The organism is Planococcus sp. MB-3u-03 (assembly GCF_002833405.1).
GTDB lineage: Bacteria > Bacillota > Bacilli > Bacillales_A > Planococcaceae > Planococcus.
Genome location: NZ_CP025135.1, coordinates 3,103,054 through 3,121,819 on the forward strand (window position 1 = coordinate 3,103,054; position 18,766 = coordinate 3,121,819).

The following is an 18,766-nucleotide window of genomic DNA, read 5'->3' on the forward strand; positions in this document are numbered from 1 at the left end:
CTAGGACAATGACTAAAAATATGTGAGTTTTTTTATTCAACTAAACACTCCTCTTAAAATATTTCTTTGCATCGATTCTTTTAAATAAACAGTGCCTACTTTTCCCATTCTTCTCGCAGCATCCCCATTTTGATGGCGTCGAAGTATTGCCCTTCCACAATCCGCGCATTTCTGATGCGTGCCTCTTCTTTCATGCCGAGCCTTTCTGCAACTTTCATCATTCTTTCATTGCCTGACCAGGTCGACATTCCGAGTCTGTGCAGGTCCGTCGATTCGAAAAGGAAATCGATCCATAAGGTATAGGCTTCTCTGCCGTAACCGCCATTCCAGTAATTTTTATCGTAGATGACGATTCCCGTTTCGAGCCAATTGGTGTTCTGGTCCACCCAATATGCGCCTACATAACCGATCACTTGTCCTTCAGCCCTAATCGCAAGAGACGTCGGGACGCCTGCAGCAATCTCCCCATCATTTAGCCACTTTTTCCTGTGCTGTTCTTTGCTCATATATTCTTCAGGAATATACGGCCCATTCCATTTTTTCGCTTCTTGCTCTTTTTCTTCAAACCGCCAAAAATATAGTTCATCCAAGCTCTCTGCTGTATTTTCGATTAACTCAATTTTTCTTCCTTTAATTTCAACCATTATTTATTATCTACCTTTCTGCATCCGCTTAACCCTAAAGTTTTAATCTCTCATCGTTGTTTTCTTTATGTACCGTACAGCCTTCCAAGCTTACTCGATAGCCTGTGTCATCGACTTCTACGATAGTGAGGCTGGTGTCCTCAATATACGGCGGTGCCCAGAAGTGTTCGATTTCTGTGTCTTTGAAAATCATGAATAGCGCTTTGATGACGACTGAATGCGTGACGATCAAGACGTTGCCAGAAGAATGTTTCGCTTCGATTTCTTTTAAAGCTGTCCCGACTCTCTCGATCAATTCAGGGAACGATTCACCGCCACTTGGCTTATACGAGGCCGGCTCATTCCAAAATGCATGGAAGCTTGCTTGATCCTGTTCTTTGATGGCTGATACATTGTGGCCTTCCCACTCCCCCATATTGATTTCCTTCAAATTGGGATCAAATACGATCTGAGTTGGCTTGTTTCCACGAATCAGTTCCGCAGTATGTTGTGCTCTGCCACTTGGACTCGCATAAATTACATCTATATCGACTAGCTCCATTCTTTCACTCAGCCATAATGCATTTTGAATTCCTTTGGCTGTCAAAGGTGAATCCTGCCATCCTTGCATTTTCTTTTCAATATTCCACTGTGTTTCTCCGTGCCTCGTAATATAGAGTCTTAACATTCGCCCACCTCGTATGTTTTGTAAATTAACTGCCCCTCTTACTATATCCAATTATTGTATATACATCCAACCAATTTACAGAATATTGTAGTATAATTAGGGAAATATTTTTTCAAGTACTACTCAGATGAATTGTTCGATGAAATGGAGGAAGTATATGACGAAACAGATGGAAGATGCACGCGTTGATATCGGAGGAATTCAGCTTTATTGCAAAGTGTTAGGGGAACGTACGGATGGACCTGTAATTGTTTTCGATTCAGGGTATGGGGTGCCCACGAGGAGATGGAACAGCATCAAGGCGGAAGTCGCTTCTTTTTCTCAACTGCTCATCTACGACCGAGCTGGTCTTGGGCGGAGCACTGGAGACTCGCGTCCGCACCATAGCCTTCAAAATGTTGCGAATCTGCGCAGCTTGCTTCAAGAAAAGGAAATAAAACCTCCATATATACTAGTCGGCCATTCTTTCGGCGGCTTGAATGTCCGCCTTTACGCAAGCATGTATCCGGAAGAAGTAGCTGGACTGATTCTTTTGGATTCATGCCACGAAGATCAAAATAAACTGATGGCTGATGAATTGTCTCCTGACATGCAAGCTGATTATTACGGACAGTTTGGAGCAGAAGGCACTTTAGCGGAATTCGAAGAAAGCTTGGAGCAAGTGCGGAAATACAAAACGCTAGGCAACATCCCCTTAACCGTCGTAACCGGCGGCAACCAGCCTGATCATACTGAAGAGTCCTGGAATCACTGGATGAATTTCCAGAGAGACCTAGCCAGTCTGAGCACCAATAGCCGTCACGTCATACTGGAAGATGCGGGACATTTCGTTCATATCGATAGTCCACAAGCCGTCATTCATGAAATTCAGCAGATGTATGATTCGTTGAAGTATCCTGGAGCAGGAAGCGACTGAAAAACTCATTAGCTTGAGAATAAACGAAAATAATTTATAAAGATGCCTAGTTCTGAAAGGAGGCATAAGACAGTGGAAAAATTGCGTTCACGCTCTTCAAAATAATAATTTTGAGGAGGAAAATTAATGGCCATTATATTCAAAGAACATAAGCAAATCCCACGGGAGCAGTTGAAAGCACTTTACGAAGATGCTGAATGGTATGCCTATACAAAGGATATGGATCAGCTGGAACAAGCCCTATTATGTTCGTTGTATGTATTATCTGCATGGGAAAAAGACAAGTTAGTCGGGCTGATTCGTGTAGTCGGCGATGGGTTAACGATTGTTTATATCCAAGATATTCTCGTGTTAGCAAGTCAGCAAAACAAGGGAATTGCTTCAGATCTTATGCACCAAACCTTGTATAAATTCAGCGGAGTACGCCAAAAAGTACTATTAACCGAAGAAGCGCCGAATGTTCGTCATTTCTACGAAAAGAACGGATTTCGTTCATGTGATGTAGGGACGCTCGTAGCCTTTGCTAAAATGGATTAATGGGAGTTTGAAATAACAAAAAGCACATTCAATTTTACCGAATGTGCTTTTGTCGATGATATGAGAATGTCTATTGTGCAAGTCAAAACCTATTTTCCCTGTCCATCCCATTCATTTTCCAAAACACTATAAAGAAGCGAATCTCTCCATTTGCCCTTTACCCACAAAGTTTCTCTCAACTGCCCTTCGAACAAAAGACCTGCCTTCTCTAGGACTTTTCGTGAAGCGATGTTTTCAGGTGCACATGTGGCATAAATCCGGTGGAGATTTAATTTATCAAAACCAAAACCAATGAGCTTTTGAGCAACTTCTGTGGCGACTCCCCTGCCCCAATAATCAGGATTAATAATATAGCCGATTTCTGCTGTGCTGTTCTCAAAGCTTTTGATAGTAAGTTCGCCAGCGCCGATCATTGCGTCATCTTCTGTATGAACTACAGCATACGCAAACCGTATCCTCGGAATTTTTTCAGCATCCACAATGATTTGATCGACGTACTCGATCGTTTCTTCTACCGAATTCGGGCCCCATGGCTGTGTACGGCAAACTATTTCTAGAGAGGCGTATTTGTGTACATCTTCCCAATCGCTTTTCTTAAATTCTCTTAATTGAATCGAGTTGCTCACCATTTACCCCACTCCCTTAAAACGCTTTGTTTTGTCCCATGCAATCGTGTTGCCGCGAAGACGGCTCCAGATGTAGACCGTCACGCTGCGAAGCAATAGGATAATGAATAATTGGGCATAAGTGAAATACATGATGAAGATGAAGAAAACGTTTTTAGGAGATACATTCCTATCCACAACCAATGCGCTCAATAACTGGGCCGTGTAGACAATATAGCTCATGAACCACAGCATCAGTAATGGGGCTTCCATATTCGGCAATTCCATTCCCAGAATACTCATGATGAAAAAGATATCCGAGAATAAAAGGACGAGTACGAAAACCAAATACGTCAGTACATGCTGTAGGCTCAAGAAAAAAGTTTTTCCCCTCCAATGAGAAAGGTCCTTGAATGACTTCTCCAGCAAATAAATATTCCCCGTAAGCCAGCGTGTGCGCTGCTTGATAAACGTCAATAATTTTTCCGGTTCTTGTTCCCATGTTTTTGATTCTGGTACTACTGGTAACTCATAGCCCTTCGCGTGAAGCCTCACCGTCAACTCTGCATCTTCCGCTAGAGCATGGACGTCATAGCCACCCAATTCTTCCAACACACTTCTGCGAAGCAGCATATTCGTGCCTGCTAGGGATCCGAGTTTCAAAAACTGCCAGCGCCCACATTGCATCAACAATTGAAACACTTGAAACTCTAGGCCGATCATTCGGGTCAGCGTGTTGGTATGTGCATTTTTGGTTTTGACATAACCTACTGCACCGGCGGCTTTCTTAGTCTGTTCTGCGACTTCTACCAATAACTTCACTGCATCGGGTTCGGGTTCATTATCTGCATCGTATACAACAAAGTAATCCGACTGTGAAATACTCAGCCCATAATTCAATACACGGGATTTCCCAGAAGGAGAACTGACGGGTACAGGAATGTAATGGATTCTCGAAAACACTTCCGCGAATTCCTGTGCAATCTCTGCAGTCTCGTCTTTCGAATTATCGTCTAGTACATAGATATCCAATTGGCCGCTATATTGCAACCTCGCCATTGCCCTCAAGGTATCTTCCATGACAATGCCTTCGTTATGAGCAGGGATCAACACGGCGACGCTAGGATAGTCTGACAGCTTTGGCGGCTTTTTAAATCGCATTCGATACCACACGCCGGAAATAGTCAGGATGGAATAAAAAATCAACAGCATCCAAAAGAACAGCATGATGAGCAAAATCACTTGTGTCATGATCTTGCCCCCAACAACTCATTCAACTGCTGAGCATCTTTAATATGAACCTGTTCAAATCGATAAGGAGGCATGATGAAATTCAGTTCTGCTTGGCTTTTTTCCCGGAAGCGCTCCATGACAATGTCCGCGCCTTCTTGATGGGTATCTTTTAAAAGGAAGTAGATGATGCCAAATTCGCTTGAAACTAAATCGTATTTTTGACGAATGGATTGAAGGGCGGCTTTTTCAAGCATTTCCTGTACATTCTGTTTCGTCCTCTTCTTCGCAGACTCTAGTTCAACCTTCAGGAAATACGATTCCTTTCCATTGCGGGCAGTCGATTTTAACACCCACTCTGCCTGATCTTTAAACTCAGTCAATGTGAGGATTTGAGATCCTTGTCTGTATTTTTGGAGCAATTGGACCTGATGCTGCAAATCTGAATTTTGATAGCCTATTTTTTTCACAGCGTTCATCAGCATCCAAAAACTCAAATGAAAACTGGTGAATAGCAAATGGCTATACATGTATTGCACCTGCATGCCCTCAGGCAATGACTGGCCGAATGAGGTTACCGTTAAATAAGCTCCGTATAATAAAACCATCGTGATTGCATATAAAAAAATATAACGTTCACTAAGAATGGACATGAATACAAGCGACAACAGCCCAACGGCAATCAGCTCGAGATAATTGGGTACTGCAAAATAAGCCACCAGCCAGCCATTGAATAGCAACGCTAAAATAAGTGCCGTCAAAACAAAGTTCTTCATCATATTGATTTCCTTCCCAGCACGCATAATCGGATCTGGCGCCTATACATAGCTTACTAATTTTGAGCCGATTTATCTATCAGTACTCTGTTCGGAAGGGAGTATTTTAAGTCTATTATATGGTAATTATTAACTTTTTTAATTTATGGCTCAGAAAAGACGAATATGTCCCTTTTCTTCCCTTAGGGCATGTCTTCATTTTATGCGCTCAGAAGTATTCCGGTTATAATGGACTTAATCGATAAAAGTACGTATAGAGGTGGTATAACATGATGAATACCTTCCGCAGACATAAACTCCACGAAGTTGCAACCAAACCCAAAAATACGCTTCAGTTTAATGAGCAGACTGCACCTGAAGCATTGCAGGCAATCATCGACAATTTGTCGGCAATTCTCCGCGAAGCACGTTCCGAGCAGCGCGAAATCGTTTATTTGTGCATCGGGTCTGACCGGTATATCGGCGATTCCTTGGGGCCTCTCACCGGGAGCTTGATTGTAGAAAACGCCAAAATCGAGCGCGTATACGGGACATTGGAAGAGCCTATCCATGCGTTCAATTTAAAGCCTGCTTTAAAAGACATTCAAAAAACCTATCACCATCCGCTGATCATCTGCGTAGATGCGAGCCTTGGCGCGAAAGAACAAGTAGGCGATGTTCTGTTTGTAGACGCTCCGCTGATGCCGGGGAAAGCGCTGGAGAGAATGCTTCCAGAAACTGGCGACTATCATTTCCAGGGAATCGTGAATTATTTGGATCCCCTTCCGACTTCCCAGTTCCTGAACGACACTCGCCTCCACACCGTCATGAAGCTGTCCCGATTAATCGCTCGCGTCATCACCGAAAGCGATCAACAAGCAAGCCAATAAAAAAGATTCCGTCCCAGCCGGGCGGATTTTTTTTTTAGTATGGAAGAAGCCTATAATTCGCTATGAGTTAAAAAGAATTATCTTTTCTACATTCAAAAATCAATGATCTACCTAAGTATTTGGAGAAGCGTTCGCTCGACTCCTGCGGGAGCAGCGAAGCGACGGGTTTGAGAGACCCCGCAGGAACGAAGTGACGAGGAGGCTCGATTCCCGCCCGCGGAAAGCGAGCGATAAGCTTCGGAAAATACGAGTTCTTAAAATTCCCTAAAGTTAAATGGCCCCGGTAATGAAAGCCACCGCAATAATGGATAAGCAGCAAAGGAATGCCCATTTGAATGCGAATTTTTGCATCTCCCCGAAATCCTTCCTGATCATCCCCACTACCAATAAGGTCGAAGCCACCAATGGGCTCAAGAAGTGGATCGGCTGCCCCAATACGGAAGCGCGTGCGATTTCAAGAGGGCTCACGCCGTATGCAGCGCCCGCTTCCGCCAAGATTGGCAACACTCCGAAATAATAAGCGTCATTCGACAAAGCAAACGTAAACGGCATGCTCGTAATAGCAACGATCAATGGGTAGTATGAGCCGACAGACGCCGGAATGATCGAAATCAACGAGTTGGAAATGGCATCGACCATTTGAGTTCCGGAAAAGATTCCGGAGAAGATACCAGCCGCAAAGACTAACACCACGACCGTTATGGCATTACCTGAATGCGCCAGAATGCGTTCTTTTTGCATTTGCAGGTCTGGATAATTAATCGCAGCCGCCAACACGAAGCCGATCAAGAAACTGACGGCAGCGGGCAAAATCCCCGTTACCAAAACGCTCATGACGGCCAGTACCAACACGAGGTTGACCCAGATCAATTGCGGCTTTTTCAAATCTTCGTCCAATGCATGGGTAGCGGCAACTTGAAGCATGCTCTCGGAATTAGCAGGAATGTTTTCCACTTTAATGATGCCGAGCCGTTCGCGCTCCTTTTTGCCCATCATATACGCTATTCCCAAAATGCTCAGGATCCCTGCAAACATCGTTGGAAGAATGGGAATGAAAAATTCATTGGCATCCAACCCTAACGCAGCGATAGCCCTTGTCGCCGGACCGCCCCACGGGGTCATTCCGCTGATGATGCTGACGGACATAATGGAAATGGTCGCCAACACCAACGGGTTCATGCCGAGGCGGATATAAAGAGCGAGCATCGCCGAAATGGTGATCATATGCGTCGTCGTGCCATCGCCATCCAACGAAGCAATCATGGCGATGACCGCTGTCCCAATCGCAATCTTCACCGGATCCCCTTTCACCAGCTTCATAACTCTATTGATCAAAGGATCAAACAGCCCGGCATCGATCAAAATGCCAAAGAACAAAATCGCAAACAGCAACAAAGCTGCAGACGGGGCGACTTGTTTAAGCCCGTCCATCATCATCGTCCCTAAACCGGACCAAAATCCGCCGATGACGGCAAAGACGATTGGCACCACCACCAACGCGGAGACCGGCGACATTTTTTTCGCCATGATCAAATACGTAAATACAATTACCATGGAAACCCCTAATAGTGTAAGAATATAAATTCCCCCTCTAAATGTATTCGCTTACATAACAATTAAATTTCCCACCACTTGGCAAATTAGCGATACGAATCAGTTTTAAGAATATTCTATTACTTAAAATAAGTAAAATAGAGAGAATTTATAATAAAGACACAAAAAAACTTATAACCTAAACTTCGGACAGAAGCGACGGGTGGTTTTTCAAGAAATCTACAAACTTTTGGACGGTCGACAGCTTCAAAAATTCCTGGTTGTACATCAGCCACGTATCCCGCATAACCGGTTCCCCGTCTTTATAGAACAACGGATATTTATGGATCTCATCGGAAGGGCGCAGGCAAATTTCGGGAAGGATGGCGATTCCTAAGTCGTTCTTGACCATTTCCTTGCACGTCTCCTGCCGGTCAGTCTCCATCGTAATGATCGGCGGCTCGTTGTATTGATCGTGCCACCATTTATTGATGATGTCTTTCAAGGAGCTGTCAGTTTTGTAATTGATAAACGGCAATTCAGGCACTTCTTCCATATTCACTTCATTTTTCGAGATTAAAAACAGTTGTTCCGTATGCAACAGCGATTTTGACCCGGTCCAGTTATAGTCGCCGCGCAAAATCCCCAAATGGACTTCCGATGAATTGAGCAATCCCATAACGTCCGCACTCCATCCCGTGTTCACGCTGAACTGTACTTTCGGATGGGCCGTGATGAATTCCTTCAATAAGGCCGGCAATTTATACTGCGCGAAATTGCTCGATACCCCGAGCCTCAGGATCCCCTGGACTTCCTGGTTCATATTCTGGATATAATCTTTGGCGTTTTGCAATTTCGTAACCATTTCATCCGCGTATTGGGCGAGATAGACTCCCTCTGCGGTTAGCTCAATGCCTTTTTTGGTTTTGAAGAAAAGCTTTGTCCCCATATCTTTCTCCAGATTCTTTAAGCGATACGTCAAAGCCGGCTGCGAAATATACAAGCGTTCCGAAGCGCGACTGATGTTTTTTTCTTCATGCAACACTTGCATGGCTTCCCAATCTTTCTCATCCATTCTGTCCACTCCAATCAGGTTATAAGTATTTTTTAGAACAACACCTTAATAATATCTATTTCACTTATGACTAAAAATACCATAAGCTTTTTTCATAAGCAATCGAACTTACGAAAGGTGGCTGCAGCATGAAAGTACCAATATCAGTAATGCGTGGAGGAACCAGCAAAGGGATTTTTATTAATTTTGAGGATATGCCCGTAGACCGAACTCTGTGGGATGGTTTTCTGTTGGATATCATGGGAAGCCCGGATCAACGGCAAATTGACGGTTTGGGAGGCGGCACTTCATTGACGAGCAAAGCCGCCATCATCAAAAAATCGGCGATTCCGGATATTGACGTGGAGTATACGTTTGCGCAAGTGAGCATCGAAAATCAATTGGTCGATTTCCGCGGCAATTGCGGCAATATTTCTTCCGCAGTCGGCCCTTATGCTATCGAGCAAGGGCTCGTTCCGGCAGTAGAGCCGATGACGAGCGTCAAAATCTTCAATACCAATACACAAAAAGTGATCATCGCCGAAGTAGAAGTCGAACACGGGCAGGTGAAAACGGAAGGTGAATGTGAAATTCCAGGCGTCCCGGGCACCGGCTCGCCCATCTATTTATCTTTCACCGACGCGCAAGGCGCCGTCACAGGCATGCTTTTCCCGACCGGCAAGCCAGTCGATCACATCAAGACCGCTTTCGGCACGGTTGCCGTCTCGATTATCGATGTGGCCAATCCCTTGGTGTTCGTCAAAGCGCAGGATGTGGGATTGACCGGCTCTGAACTGCCTGCCGATTTCACTCCGCAAATGCTCGGGCAGCTGGAGGAAATCCGGGCAGCTGCGGCAGAATTATGTGGATTCTGTTCGAAAGAAGAAGCAACAATCAAATCCCCCGCAGTGCCAAAGTTGACGCTCGTAGCCCCGCCTGCCGCTTACTCGGACGTCAACGGCATTCGGCGGGAAGCCGACACCATGGATTGCCGGATCCGGATGATGTCTATGCAAAAACCGCATCAGGCATTGGCCATAACCGGTGCAATCTGCACAACAGCGGGAGCTTTCTTGCCCGATACCATCCTGAATGACCTGATCCGGATCGATGCCAATATCGTCCGCCTCGGCCACCCATCCGGAATCATCGAAACGAAAGTGGACCTCATCGCCGGGCATATCAGCAATATCAAGGTCGTCCGAACCGCGCGCCTCATCTTGGAAGGCTATGTCCATACTAAAGGCAGCTATCATCGCGTTATATCAGCCGTCTAAAAAAGGCTTCCCGCAAGATCATCTTCATGATCTTTTCGGGAAGCCTTTTCGTACTTACGAAGTCATTTATCTTCCGGTTGTCTCATTTACCAAGGGGCGCTGGGAGGTGCGTGTTCCCCCTGAAAATACGATTTCTTCATCTTCCATCAGGTAGTCGTGGTACAAGGCAAGCTTATCCTGCAAATGCTGCTCGACACGGATGGCGTCGTATGCACAGACCGCAATCAAATTTTGTGCTGTGATCAACTCGTCTACCTGTTTTTCGTACGAGAGCAGCTCTTCTTCCAAGCCGTCACCTGTGTTCCATTCGATATGCCCCCAAGTCCGAAAATACTGGCAGGACATCACGGAAACGTCGAAGCTTTCCTGGAAATATTCGACGATCGTGCTCGGATGGAAATTTCCTTTATGCCAATACAATTTGTAACTATCGAAAAAATGGACCTTAGCCAGTTCTTCGGCCGTCAAAACCGCTTGTAACCGTTTGCGGACCAAAGGAGTCAAACGGTTGTTTTCCACAATCAATACATGTTCATCGTTCTTTAAGCCGTCCAAAATGAAAACGACAATATTATTAATATAGTGCTTCGTTTCTTTTGTTAGATAAAAGATGTGGCCGCCGGAGCTGTTTCTGATCTTTAACGTAAGTGCTGGTATCTGCTGTTCCATCTTACACTTCCTTTTCCCCGTACTTTTGCGATCCTGCCTATCCTCATGACGCTCCGGCATTCGAATTTAAAAACTGAAACGAGTCTATCGAATACACGTTCTATCGCTTTCCCAAAATATATCATGTTTTGGAAAAATACTAAAGGAATTTTACAATCTACTCAGTTTTCGACGTTTTCCCACAAATAATGCACAAAGCGCACATTCTGCCCGTTCATTTCGAATTCCTCTTCCCCGACCTCCACTTCTTGAAATCCGTTTTTCATCAATATTTTTTGAGAGCCATGGTTAACGGTCGTCGTTTTCCCATATATTTTCCTCAACCCTAAATCGGTACCAAGCAAGAGCCCCAAGGCCCGGTTTCCGATCCCTTGCCCTCCGTATTTCGCCCCTATGCGAAATCCGATTTCTGCCGTTTTATTGAGTTCGTCCATATCCACCAAATTGATTCTCCCCAAAATGTCTCCTGTATCGTTCTTGATCAGGTAGAAATTAGCAAAGCCGTCTTCTTGTTCTTTCAACAACTCACGATGCCTTGAAACAAAATGTTCGAAGACGTAGAAATCATCTCCACGGCTAGGCACCAGCCGCTCGAAAACTCGCGATTCTCAGATTCAAACTGGAATAAGCTTTCTGCATCCTGTCGTTGGAGCAAATGCAATGTGATTTCCATAGGCTCATCTCCTAATGGATAGATTTTAAGTTGTTGAACACATTTATATACTTGAAATATACATAGATGGTACTAGTTCCTCGCTTTCGATGACGATGGCCATCAAACCTGTGCTTGTCTTTGTTTCGTGCCATTCATCTTTGTTCCAAAACACTGCATCGCCAGCTTTGACTTTGAAATATTCTTCTTGTTCAGCCCTAACAAGTCCTTCTCCACTCACGATTAAAAGCAGCTGAGGGCTTGTTGCTTGGTGATACCCAACCACTCCATCTTCGCCTAAATGCATACAGCTGATATGAGCGGGTTGGGCCGTTTGAGTAATTCGGGACATGATGAAATCCGAGTTGAACTTGGAAATCTTCTTGCCATTGCTTCTATCGAATTTGAAAAGCTCCATTTCACCTGTCCCTTCAACTAATTATTGTCTATTGGAATTGAATCGCTTAATGAGCTTGCAACAAACCCTTTTCCACAGCCTCTGCGATGCCTTTAGCAGTTTCCACTTTGTTTACATACTCATGTATGTTCATTTCTTTATCGAATATATAATGCACTGTCTCTTGCGTAAAAAGAGACTCCGAAGAATTGGCGACCATATAATCAGCACCAGAATCCAGCATTCTAATTTCTGCTCTTTTGATGAGCGCATCTTTATTCAAATCGCTTTCTAGCTTAAAACCGACCAATAGCAGTTTGGTATCCCACGATTTGATTTGCTTTAGTATTTTAGGCGCTTTCTTCAAATGAATTATCGGAGGATTTTCACTCGATATTTTCCCATCTTGGGATATGATTTCACCATTTTGATCAGTCAGGTAATCTATGGTCCAATCAGATCCCGCCGCGGCCATGACTACGGCATCGATTTTTTCATTGCTAATGATTTTTTTCATTTGTGACTCAAGATCTAAAATCCCTTCAAACCTTTCCAACTTTAAGTTTTGTCCTTCATCCATTACTGGCTTTACTGAAAAATAGCCATGTAAATAGATGACAGCCGCTCCCTGTCGCAAAAATTCTTCAGCTATTAACTTGCCCATGTTTCCAGTCGCTAAATTAGTATGGCCTCGTACCTTATCCCATTTCTCTAAACAGCCGCCGCTTGTTATTAATATAGTTTTTCCTATCATCATCACTGCTTCTTATTTTCCAGAAACACTTGAAATTATCGAAATCGAGTTTGACATCTATTCATCAGCCAATAGCGAAAAGATAAACGCATCATGGGAACGATTGTCTTGATACAGATAGCCCCTTAGCATGCCTTCTTTTTCAAATCCCAATTTTTGCAGCAAAGCGATAGACGCTCCATTTTCGGGAAACGTGACAGCACCCAATCGAAATATTCCGAGCTGGCCGAAACAATACGCCAATACTTCTTTGACGGCTTCTGAGACATAACCTTTGTTCCAATAGGACGGGTGCAGCTCAAAGCCGATTTCCGCTTTTTTGCTTTTGAGGTTCAAATTGTTCAACCCGACTGTCCCGATGAAAGCGCCTGTTTCTTTCACGATGATTCCCCAGCGGATCCCTCTGCCGCTTTCGAAGGTTTGCCTGAACGACTCGATTATTTTTTCAGCATCGCCCATTTCCGTTAAACTGCTCATGCCGTAATATTTAGTCACTTCGTCTCTCGACATGATGTCAAAGAAGCTTTTGGCGTGATGTTTTTCGATATGTACGAGTTCCAGCCTGTCTGTGGCCAATACTCGAAAATCCATGTCCCCGTCTCCTTTTATAATTGTCTAGTTACTTTCTCTTCCGGCATTTCAGTTAGCTTCCTCTAAATGAACGGTTCCTGAAAACAGCAAAAATGAAAACTAAAGCGGCCGCAGCCGCTTTAGTTTTTCATATAGAAAGAATCGATGGCTCGAATTTCGATGTCCCAAGCTAATTGCTCTCCTTCTGTGACCTGTACTGTCGGATGCAGAGAAGCTATTTCGATGGCCTCCTCGATATTTTGAGCTTCTATGATAAACGCGCTTCCAATCATTTTTTCGAGCTGAGTCAACTGGTTTTCTCCAACTTGGAGCTTGCCGTCTACCCGCTGTAAGCTCTTTGCTTCCTGAGCAACGCCAACATCTGTCACTACTTGACCGCTTTTATAGAATTCCTCGAGATGCACCTGACATTTCTGCATGATCGCCTCTACTTTTTCTTTCGGTAATGCGTCCATTTTTTTCTTATCAAAATATCCCAAGCCCAAGTATTTCATCCAAAAACCTCCCTCATAAAAACTTCTGCCAAGCTCTTCGGTAAAATTTGTGGAAGTGAAGTAAGCCGCCATAGACACTTGCTGGACTCAATCTATTTCAGATACCGTTCCAACGCTTCTTTTTGACGCAGATGGTGGCGAGAGTGCATCTCCACTAAATCCAGCCATTCTCTTGCGTTCAGCCAGCCGAACCCGCCATGTTTCGCTTTACGCTCTGGAGAGATTGCATCCACTTGCGATTCCCAATACTCGACCCTTTGAATTAACTTTTCCATCCTGTTGATCAGATCTTCCTGGCTGTCTGAATTATTGGGAGGAGCATTCATTTCGTCCGGCAACCTGATTTTGATTGGCGGAAAGCCCTTATTATGAAATAATTCTTTGCCAGCAGGGGTTTTCTCTAAGAATGGATCCTCTTTTGCTTCCGAACAAACGGCCACATTGTCGAGATACTCATGCGCCACTACGATTAAGTGGTCGTACATTTGGCCAATAGACCATACGCCTTCTTCGGGAATACTCCGCAGCTGCTCAGGTGAATAGGTACTAAGCTCCTTTTGAAACATAGAAAGCACTTCTATGCCGCTCATACGAGCCCTCCTCAAGGTTTTCATTTCTTTACCTACTAGCACATGAATATATTTAAGGGCTTACTTCGTTCTCCAATGCTTCTGTCAGATTTCCGACTTGCGATGCAGCCAAAGCTTTCAATTCACCCGCCAATGTCGCGAGCCTCTCTTCAATTTGCTGCTTGTCGCCGTAGCGAATGCGCGCTTCTTCCGGCAGTTTCCCAGACAATAAATGAAAATGGCTATAGGCGGTTTCCAGAAGCTGCAGCAATTGTTCCCCCCTGACTTCGGCCGCAACCTGTTTGTCGCGATCGCTATAGCCGTCCAAAAACCCATCGGCGATGGCCTTCAGATTGACTGCACACGCCGCAAACTGATGTTTTTTATAGCGCTCGGTCTCCGATCATGCGATAAAGAATGTTTCATAGAGGTTCATGAAGTTCCCCGCCATTCCCCTCGGGTAGTAAATATTTGGGAACGGATCGATCAGGCAAATCTGTGTGCCGTTGATCAATATATTTTCCGGTGAAGCGTCTTGATTGCTGAGGCGCGGCTGGGTGAAGCCCCGCTCCCGGAGCTCCACTGCCAAGTTCAGAGCATCATTCACCGCAGCGTCCTGAAATTCAGGTCGCGCATCGCTGAGTTCCCGGTAATCCGACAAATGCTCTTCACTTTCTTCTTTCAAAAAACGGCGGACATCTCCGGTGATGCTGCCTCTCAGCCCGCTTTCTTCCGTCCAATGCAGATAGCCGAAACCGTCCAAGCCGTGCGGGATCTCTTCTGTTTTCCGGTAAATCTCACCGAGTGCCTTTCCGGTCTCAACCGCTTGTGCTCGTGTCAGTTTATGCAGGGCGATATGCTTTCCAGCGAACAACTCGAGCGTATAGCTTAATTGTTCAGAAACGTGGAATTGAAAAAACTCTGGTGCCGCGCCCTTCACACCTGCTCGCCGAAGTATCGGCCGACTTGAATATCAGCTTGGCAGTTGCAGGGACGCTCGTTTCTGGGTTTGCGATCGCTTATGCCATCGGAACGCCCTTTTTGACCGCTTTTGTCAGCCGCTTTCCCAAATATCCGCTGATGCTGACCTTGATCTCCATCTTCACCGCCGGCAACATCCTCAGCGCATTATCCGGATCGTATGAATTGCTGATTTTCTCGCGCATCATTACAGCCGTCGTCAGCGGCGTCTTGGTCGCTTTATCGATGAGCATTGCCAGCGACATCATGCCGGAAAACAAAAAAGGCCCGATCATCGCCCTTATTTTCGCCGGCTTCACCATTTCCAATGTCATCGGCGTCCCTCTCGGCACATTGATCGGCCAGCTCGGCAATTGGCAGCTGACGTTTTGGTTCACGACCTTGCTCGGCGTCATCAGTTTAGTGATGGCCATCTTCATCCTGCCGCGCAAATTGAAAGTCGTTAAAGCCTCCGCTAAGGACCAGCTCGGATTGTTGGCGAATCCACGGATGATTTTGGCTTTCTTTATCCCGACCTTTTCAATTGCCGGCACCTACACCATTTATACGTACATCACGCCGATCTTGGAAGACGGCATGGGCATCCCGACACGCTATGTGAGTGCCGTCCTGCTCGCATACGGTGCCTTCTCCATTCTCAGCAATGTATTGGCCGGCAAGATCGCCGGGCGCAACGGCGTCAGCAAGCTGCGTTATGTATTCATCGTGCAAGCAGTCATATTGGCTTCCCTGTATTTCACGATGGGAACGACTTTCGCAGGGCTCGTCAGCCTCATGCTGATGGCCATCATGATTTATGCGATGAATGCCACCATCCAAATGTATTTGATGAATTTGGCTACGGTCTATTCACCTGCAGCTAAAGATTTCGCTTCCTCGCTGACGCCTGTCGCTGTGAATATCGGCATCGCGCTAGGTGCGACACTCGGCGGATACGTCGTCGCACAAGGCGGCTATATCCATCTGTCCTGGGTCGGCGCATTATGTGCTTTGCTTGCATCAGGGCTCGCGTTTCTCAGCACCCGCTTGGACCGGGCGGATGATTTTTCCACAGCACGCGCCAAGGCTGGCCTCGAGCAATAAGTGAGACAGTGCTATGGGGCAACTCCCCTTGCTGCATGATTCATTTTTTCGGAATGCGAAATGTTTTTCTTGACCGCTAAAACTGATTTCTATAGTCTTAAGGGCAGAAACACGAGGGGCTGCCCTACTGACTGGACGATAAAAGTGGAGTTTTTATGAAAACCTGAACGACATCAAGTTGCACGTAAAGGAAATGACTCTATACATCAAAGATGACTGGCAGGGTCCCCCCAGGACATGGGGAGAAATGAAAGATGAACGACACACAGAAAATGTCTACACACGATTCATTGAAAGCCGTCTCCTATAAATTATTCCAAGTGATCAGTGATGAACTGGACGTCAACACTGCTTATGTGACGCAGCGCGGACCGACGGCGATGAAAGTAATCAGCTCATTCAATAAAGACCATTATATTATTCCCGAAGGTTATGCCGTGGATTACGACGGCACATATTGCCGCCTGATCATCCAAAGCGACCAGGAAGCAATGCGCACAAAGAACCTCGGCTCTTTCACGTTAACAAAAGACTTGGAAGTGACGCCGCAGCTTGAAGTAAAAGGCTTTCTCGGTGTGACGCTGCGTGATTTCTACGGCGAAGTGTTCGGCACCTTATGCGTCATGGACAAAGAAGAAAAAGATTTTAGCGACCAAGACGTTCATTTCCTCAAGCAAATGGCGGAAGTGCTGTCATATGTCATCCATTTGGATTCTACCTTGGCAGACATCGAGCTGTTGAGCGTGCCGATTATCCCGATAAAAAAAGGCTTAGCGATCCTGTCATTGCAAGGGAATATCAATGAATCACGTTCCCAGAAAATCATGGAAGATACCTTGCATTATGCGGCCGACAAAGGCATCCATTCCTTTATCATCGACTTGTCGCAATTGATGCTGCTGGAAAACCAGTTCCCGGACGTCTTGAAGAATTTGGTGTCAGGCTTGAACGTCATGGGCGTCCAGGTCATGATGACCGGCCTCCCGCCTTGGCTCGTTCAAATGCCGGGCGTTAGCGCACATTTATCACAGTTAAAGACAGAGTATGTCGCCGACATTGAATCAGCGTTGAATAAAATCGGTTACAAACTGGAAAAACAAAAGGAAGCGAAAAGCTCAAGGGCTTTTCGCTTCCTTTTGTTATGGTCAGAAAGGCAAACACTCACCTAATGTCAGTGTCTAGTTCCCTTTAAAAGTCGAAGTTGTCCGGGTCTGGGCCGACACGGCGGTCTTCGTTCAATGCTGAAATCTGTTTCATGTCTTCCTCCGTCAATTCAAAATCGAACACTTGTGAGTTTTCCACAATGCGCCCTTCATTGGTCGATTTCGGAATGGTCACGACGCCATTCTGCAGATTCCAGCGCAAAATAACTTGAGCGACCGATTTATCGTGTTTCGCTGCGATTTTTTTCAGCTCTGGCTGTTCTAGCGCTTCGCCTGCCATGAGCGGCGACCAGGATTCCGCCTGGATGTCGTGTTCGCGGCAGAACGCGAGCAACTTCTCTTGCGTCAAACGCGGGTGGTACTCGATTTGATTGACGACCGGCTTGATGTCCGCATCTTCCATCAGGTCTTTCAAATGGTGGATCTGGAAATTGCTGACGCCGATTGCGATGACCTGCCCGTCCATATAGAGATGCTCGAGCGCTTTCCACGCCTCTTTGTATTTGCCTTCAACGGGCCAGTGGAGCAAGTACAAGTCCAGATACTCCAGCCCCAATTTTTTCAGGCTCGTCCCGTAAGCTTGGATGCCGGACGTATAGCCGAAATCGTCATTCCATAGTTTCGAAGTGATGAACAAGTCTTCCCTCGAGATCCCCGCCGCTTTGATTCCCTGGCGTATCCCTTCCCCAACGCTTTCCTCGTTTCCGTAAATGGCGGCGGTATCGATGCTGCGGTAGCCGTTGACGATCGCCGTTTTGACGGCTTCAGTCGCCTCAGGCCCGTCTTCTACCCGGAATACGCCCAGGCCGAGCCATGGCATTTCGCTTCCGTTATTTAATGTGACAGTAGCTTGTAAGTTTTTCATGAATGATGTCCTCCTATTTCTTATCTAAAGCAATAAACTTACTATACCCACTTGCCTAAGAAACTATCGTATGCGAATGAAAATACGATAGTTAATCTATAATCATTTCTTTTCTACTAGGCCATTTATTATTTAAAAGTAATTTATAACCACCACTAATTGGATAAAAAATTCAACTTAGACTCGCAAATAGCGTTGACTTTTTCAAATAGAGGCGTATATTTTAGCTTGTACAACAGAATCCACCTTTTATTATCGCTGAGACAGAATGAATTTCTGTGCGGGGGAACCAATTCGATCGCAACTTGATCTCGGGGTGAATCTTCAATTTGAAGAAGGGGTACTCTCCATCCCTAATCCGACAGCTAACCTCGTAAGCGTAGAAAAGAGAGAAAAGGTCTATCTCAGACCGTTTCTTTGAAATGGTTTTTTTGTGCTCA

The 18,766-nt window shown here is 45.4% G+C and carries 24 protein-coding genes and 1 riboswitch; of the genes, 6 read left to right on the forward strand and 18 right to left on the reverse strand.

Annotated features, from left to right (window positions below; translation table 11 throughout):
* Window positions 1-95: 95 nt before the first annotated feature.
* Together CW734_RS16720 and CW734_RS16725 are read right to left on the reverse strand one after the other, a co-directional pair.
* Entirely contained in the window at window positions 96-644 is a 549-nt protein-coding gene (locus tag CW734_RS16720) for a GNAT family N-acetyltransferase (protein ID WP_101191882.1), read from the reverse strand.
* Between the two features lie 34 nt (window positions 645-678).
* A complete protein-coding gene (locus tag CW734_RS16725; RefSeq protein ID WP_101191883.1) occupies window positions 679-1,311 on the reverse strand; it encodes a histidine phosphatase family protein in 633 nt (210 codons plus the stop codon).
* Window positions 1,312-1,468: 157 nt separating this feature from the next.
* Here CW734_RS16725 and CW734_RS16730 point away from each other — a divergent pair, with 157 nt between their 5' ends.
* Complete coding sequence (locus CW734_RS16730) at window positions 1,469-2,227, forward strand: alpha/beta fold hydrolase (RefSeq protein WP_101191884.1); 759 nt, start codon at window positions 1,469-1,471, stop codon at window positions 2,225-2,227.
* Window positions 2,228-2,353: 126 nt separating this feature from the next.
* The gene (locus CW734_RS16735; protein ID WP_101191885.1) at window positions 2,354-2,764 is read left to right on the forward strand and encodes a GNAT family N-acetyltransferase; all 411 of its coding nucleotides are present in this window, start codon (window positions 2,354-2,356) and stop codon (window positions 2,762-2,764) included.
* An 89-nt stretch (window positions 2,765-2,853) separates the two neighbouring features.
* On the opposite strand, the gene CW734_RS16740 is transcribed toward CW734_RS16735, so the two are convergent.
* Genes CW734_RS16740 through CW734_RS16750 form a run of 3 tightly spaced genes read right to left on the reverse strand, consistent with a single transcriptional unit; the run spans window position 2,854 to window position 5,378 of the window.
* Window positions 2,854-3,393 carry a GNAT family N-acetyltransferase gene (locus CW734_RS16740; RefSeq protein WP_101191886.1) on the reverse strand — a complete coding sequence of 180 codons (540 nt, stop codon included), beginning with the start codon at window positions 3,391-3,393 and terminating at the stop codon, window positions 2,854-2,856.
* Complete coding sequence (locus tag CW734_RS16745) at window positions 3,394-4,620, reverse strand: glycosyltransferase family 2 protein (protein ID WP_101191887.1); 1,227 nt, start codon at window positions 4,618-4,620, stop codon at window positions 3,394-3,396. It abuts the gene before it with no gap.
* Window positions 4,617-5,378 (reverse strand): hypothetical protein, encoded by a 762-nt coding sequence (locus CW734_RS16750; RefSeq protein ID WP_145990619.1) that lies wholly within the window; start codon window positions 5,376-5,378, stop codon window positions 4,617-4,619. Before CW734_RS16750 ends, CW734_RS16745 begins: the two co-directional genes overlap by 4 nt.
* Before the next feature lie 266 nt (window positions 5,379-5,644).
* On the opposite strand from CW734_RS16750, the gene yyaC reads away from it, so the two are divergent.
* Window positions 5,645-6,244, forward strand: coding sequence for a spore protease YyaC (yyaC, locus tag CW734_RS16755; protein WP_232787115.1), 600 nt, complete (start codon window positions 5,645-5,647; stop codon window positions 6,242-6,244).
* Between the two features lie 270 nt (window positions 6,245-6,514).
* Here yyaC and CW734_RS16760 read toward each other — a convergent pair whose 3' ends face one another.
* Both CW734_RS16760 and CW734_RS16765 read right to left on the reverse strand, forming a co-directional pair.
* Complete coding sequence (locus CW734_RS16760; RefSeq protein WP_058382540.1) at window positions 6,515-7,822, reverse strand: CitMHS family transporter; 1,308 nt, start codon at window positions 7,820-7,822, stop codon at window positions 6,515-6,517.
* Between the two features lie 154 nt (window positions 7,823-7,976).
* On the reverse strand, window positions 7,977-8,852 hold the full coding sequence (locus CW734_RS16765) for a LysR family transcriptional regulator (RefSeq protein ID WP_101191889.1): 876 nt from the start codon (window positions 8,850-8,852) through the stop codon (window positions 7,977-7,979).
* Window positions 8,853-8,980: 128 nt separating this feature from the next.
* Between CW734_RS16765 and CW734_RS16770 the strand changes: the two genes are divergently transcribed.
* The gene (locus CW734_RS16770; RefSeq protein ID WP_101191890.1) at window positions 8,981-10,108 is read left to right on the forward strand and encodes a 2-methylaconitate cis-trans isomerase PrpF family protein; all 1,128 of its coding nucleotides are present in this window, start codon (window positions 8,981-8,983) and stop codon (window positions 10,106-10,108) included.
* 66 nt (window positions 10,109-10,174) lie between these two features.
* On the opposite strand, the gene CW734_RS16775 is transcribed toward CW734_RS16770, so the two are convergent.
* The 10 genes from CW734_RS16775 to CW734_RS16815 all read right to left on the reverse strand — a co-directional run bounded on the left by CW734_RS16775 (window position 10,175) and on the right by CW734_RS16815 (window position 15,174).
* A complete protein-coding gene (locus tag CW734_RS16775) occupies window positions 10,175-10,777 on the reverse strand; it encodes an MEDS domain-containing protein (protein ID WP_157824185.1) in 603 nt (200 codons plus the stop codon).
* A 161-nt stretch (window positions 10,778-10,938) separates the two neighbouring features.
* Window positions 10,939-11,301, reverse strand: coding sequence for a GNAT family N-acetyltransferase (locus CW734_RS16780; protein WP_332871007.1), 363 nt, complete (start codon window positions 11,299-11,301; stop codon window positions 10,939-10,941).
* Window positions 11,295-11,450 carry a hypothetical protein gene (locus tag CW734_RS19780; protein ID WP_332871008.1) on the reverse strand — a complete coding sequence of 52 codons (156 nt, stop codon included), beginning with the start codon at window positions 11,448-11,450 and terminating at the stop codon, window positions 11,295-11,297. The genes CW734_RS16780 and CW734_RS19780 overlap by 7 nt, the downstream gene beginning before the upstream one ends.
* 43 nt (window positions 11,451-11,493) lie before the next feature.
* Complete coding sequence (locus tag CW734_RS16785) at window positions 11,494-11,847, reverse strand: cupin domain-containing protein (protein WP_101191892.1); 354 nt, start codon at window positions 11,845-11,847, stop codon at window positions 11,494-11,496.
* 46 nt (window positions 11,848-11,893) lie between these two features.
* Complete coding sequence (locus tag CW734_RS16790) at window positions 11,894-12,580, reverse strand: phosphopantothenoylcysteine decarboxylase domain-containing protein (RefSeq protein ID WP_101191893.1); 687 nt, start codon at window positions 12,578-12,580, stop codon at window positions 11,894-11,896.
* Between the two features lie 57 nt (window positions 12,581-12,637).
* Window positions 12,638-13,171 carry a GNAT family N-acetyltransferase gene (locus tag CW734_RS16795; RefSeq protein WP_101191894.1) on the reverse strand — a complete coding sequence of 178 codons (534 nt, stop codon included), beginning with the start codon at window positions 13,169-13,171 and terminating at the stop codon, window positions 12,638-12,640.
* Between the two features lie 119 nt (window positions 13,172-13,290).
* Window positions 13,291-13,665, reverse strand: coding sequence for a YciI family protein (locus tag CW734_RS16800; RefSeq protein ID WP_101191895.1), 375 nt, complete (start codon window positions 13,663-13,665; stop codon window positions 13,291-13,293).
* A gap of 92 nt (window positions 13,666-13,757) precedes the next feature.
* On the reverse strand, window positions 13,758-14,255 hold the full coding sequence (locus CW734_RS16805; protein WP_101191896.1) for a DinB family protein: 498 nt from the start codon (window positions 14,253-14,255) through the stop codon (window positions 13,758-13,760).
* Between the two features lie 52 nt (window positions 14,256-14,307).
* A complete protein-coding gene (locus CW734_RS16810) occupies window positions 14,308-14,505 on the reverse strand; it encodes a hypothetical protein (protein ID WP_101805629.1) in 198 nt (65 codons plus the stop codon).
* A gap of 132 nt (window positions 14,506-14,637) precedes the next feature.
* Window positions 14,638-15,174 (reverse strand): hypothetical protein, encoded by a 537-nt coding sequence (locus CW734_RS16815; RefSeq protein WP_180956234.1) that lies wholly within the window; start codon window positions 15,172-15,174, stop codon window positions 14,638-14,640.
* Between CW734_RS16815 and CW734_RS16820 the strand changes: the two genes are divergently transcribed.
* Both CW734_RS16820 and CW734_RS16825 read left to right on the forward strand, forming a co-directional pair.
* Window positions 15,159-16,298 carry an MFS transporter gene (locus CW734_RS16820; RefSeq protein WP_232787117.1) on the forward strand — a complete coding sequence of 380 codons (1,140 nt, stop codon included), beginning with the start codon at window positions 15,159-15,161 and terminating at the stop codon, window positions 16,296-16,298. The two genes, CW734_RS16815 and CW734_RS16820, sit on opposite strands and share 16 nt — an antisense overlap.
* Window positions 16,299-16,552: 254 nt before the next feature.
* Window positions 16,553-17,467, forward strand: coding sequence for a GAF domain-containing protein (locus tag CW734_RS16825; protein WP_180956226.1), 915 nt, complete (start codon window positions 16,553-16,555; stop codon window positions 17,465-17,467).
* A gap of 19 nt (window positions 17,468-17,486) precedes the next feature.
* Here the strand turns inward: CW734_RS16825 and CW734_RS16830 are convergent, their stop codons facing one another.
* Complete coding sequence (locus CW734_RS16830) at window positions 17,487-18,326, reverse strand: aldo/keto reductase (RefSeq protein ID WP_101191899.1); 840 nt, start codon at window positions 18,324-18,326, stop codon at window positions 17,487-17,489.
* A gap of 246 nt (window positions 18,327-18,572) precedes the next feature.
* Window positions 18,573-18,721, forward strand: a riboswitch (cyclic di-AMP (ydaO/yuaA leader).
* Window positions 18,722-18,766: the final 45 nt, after the last annotated feature.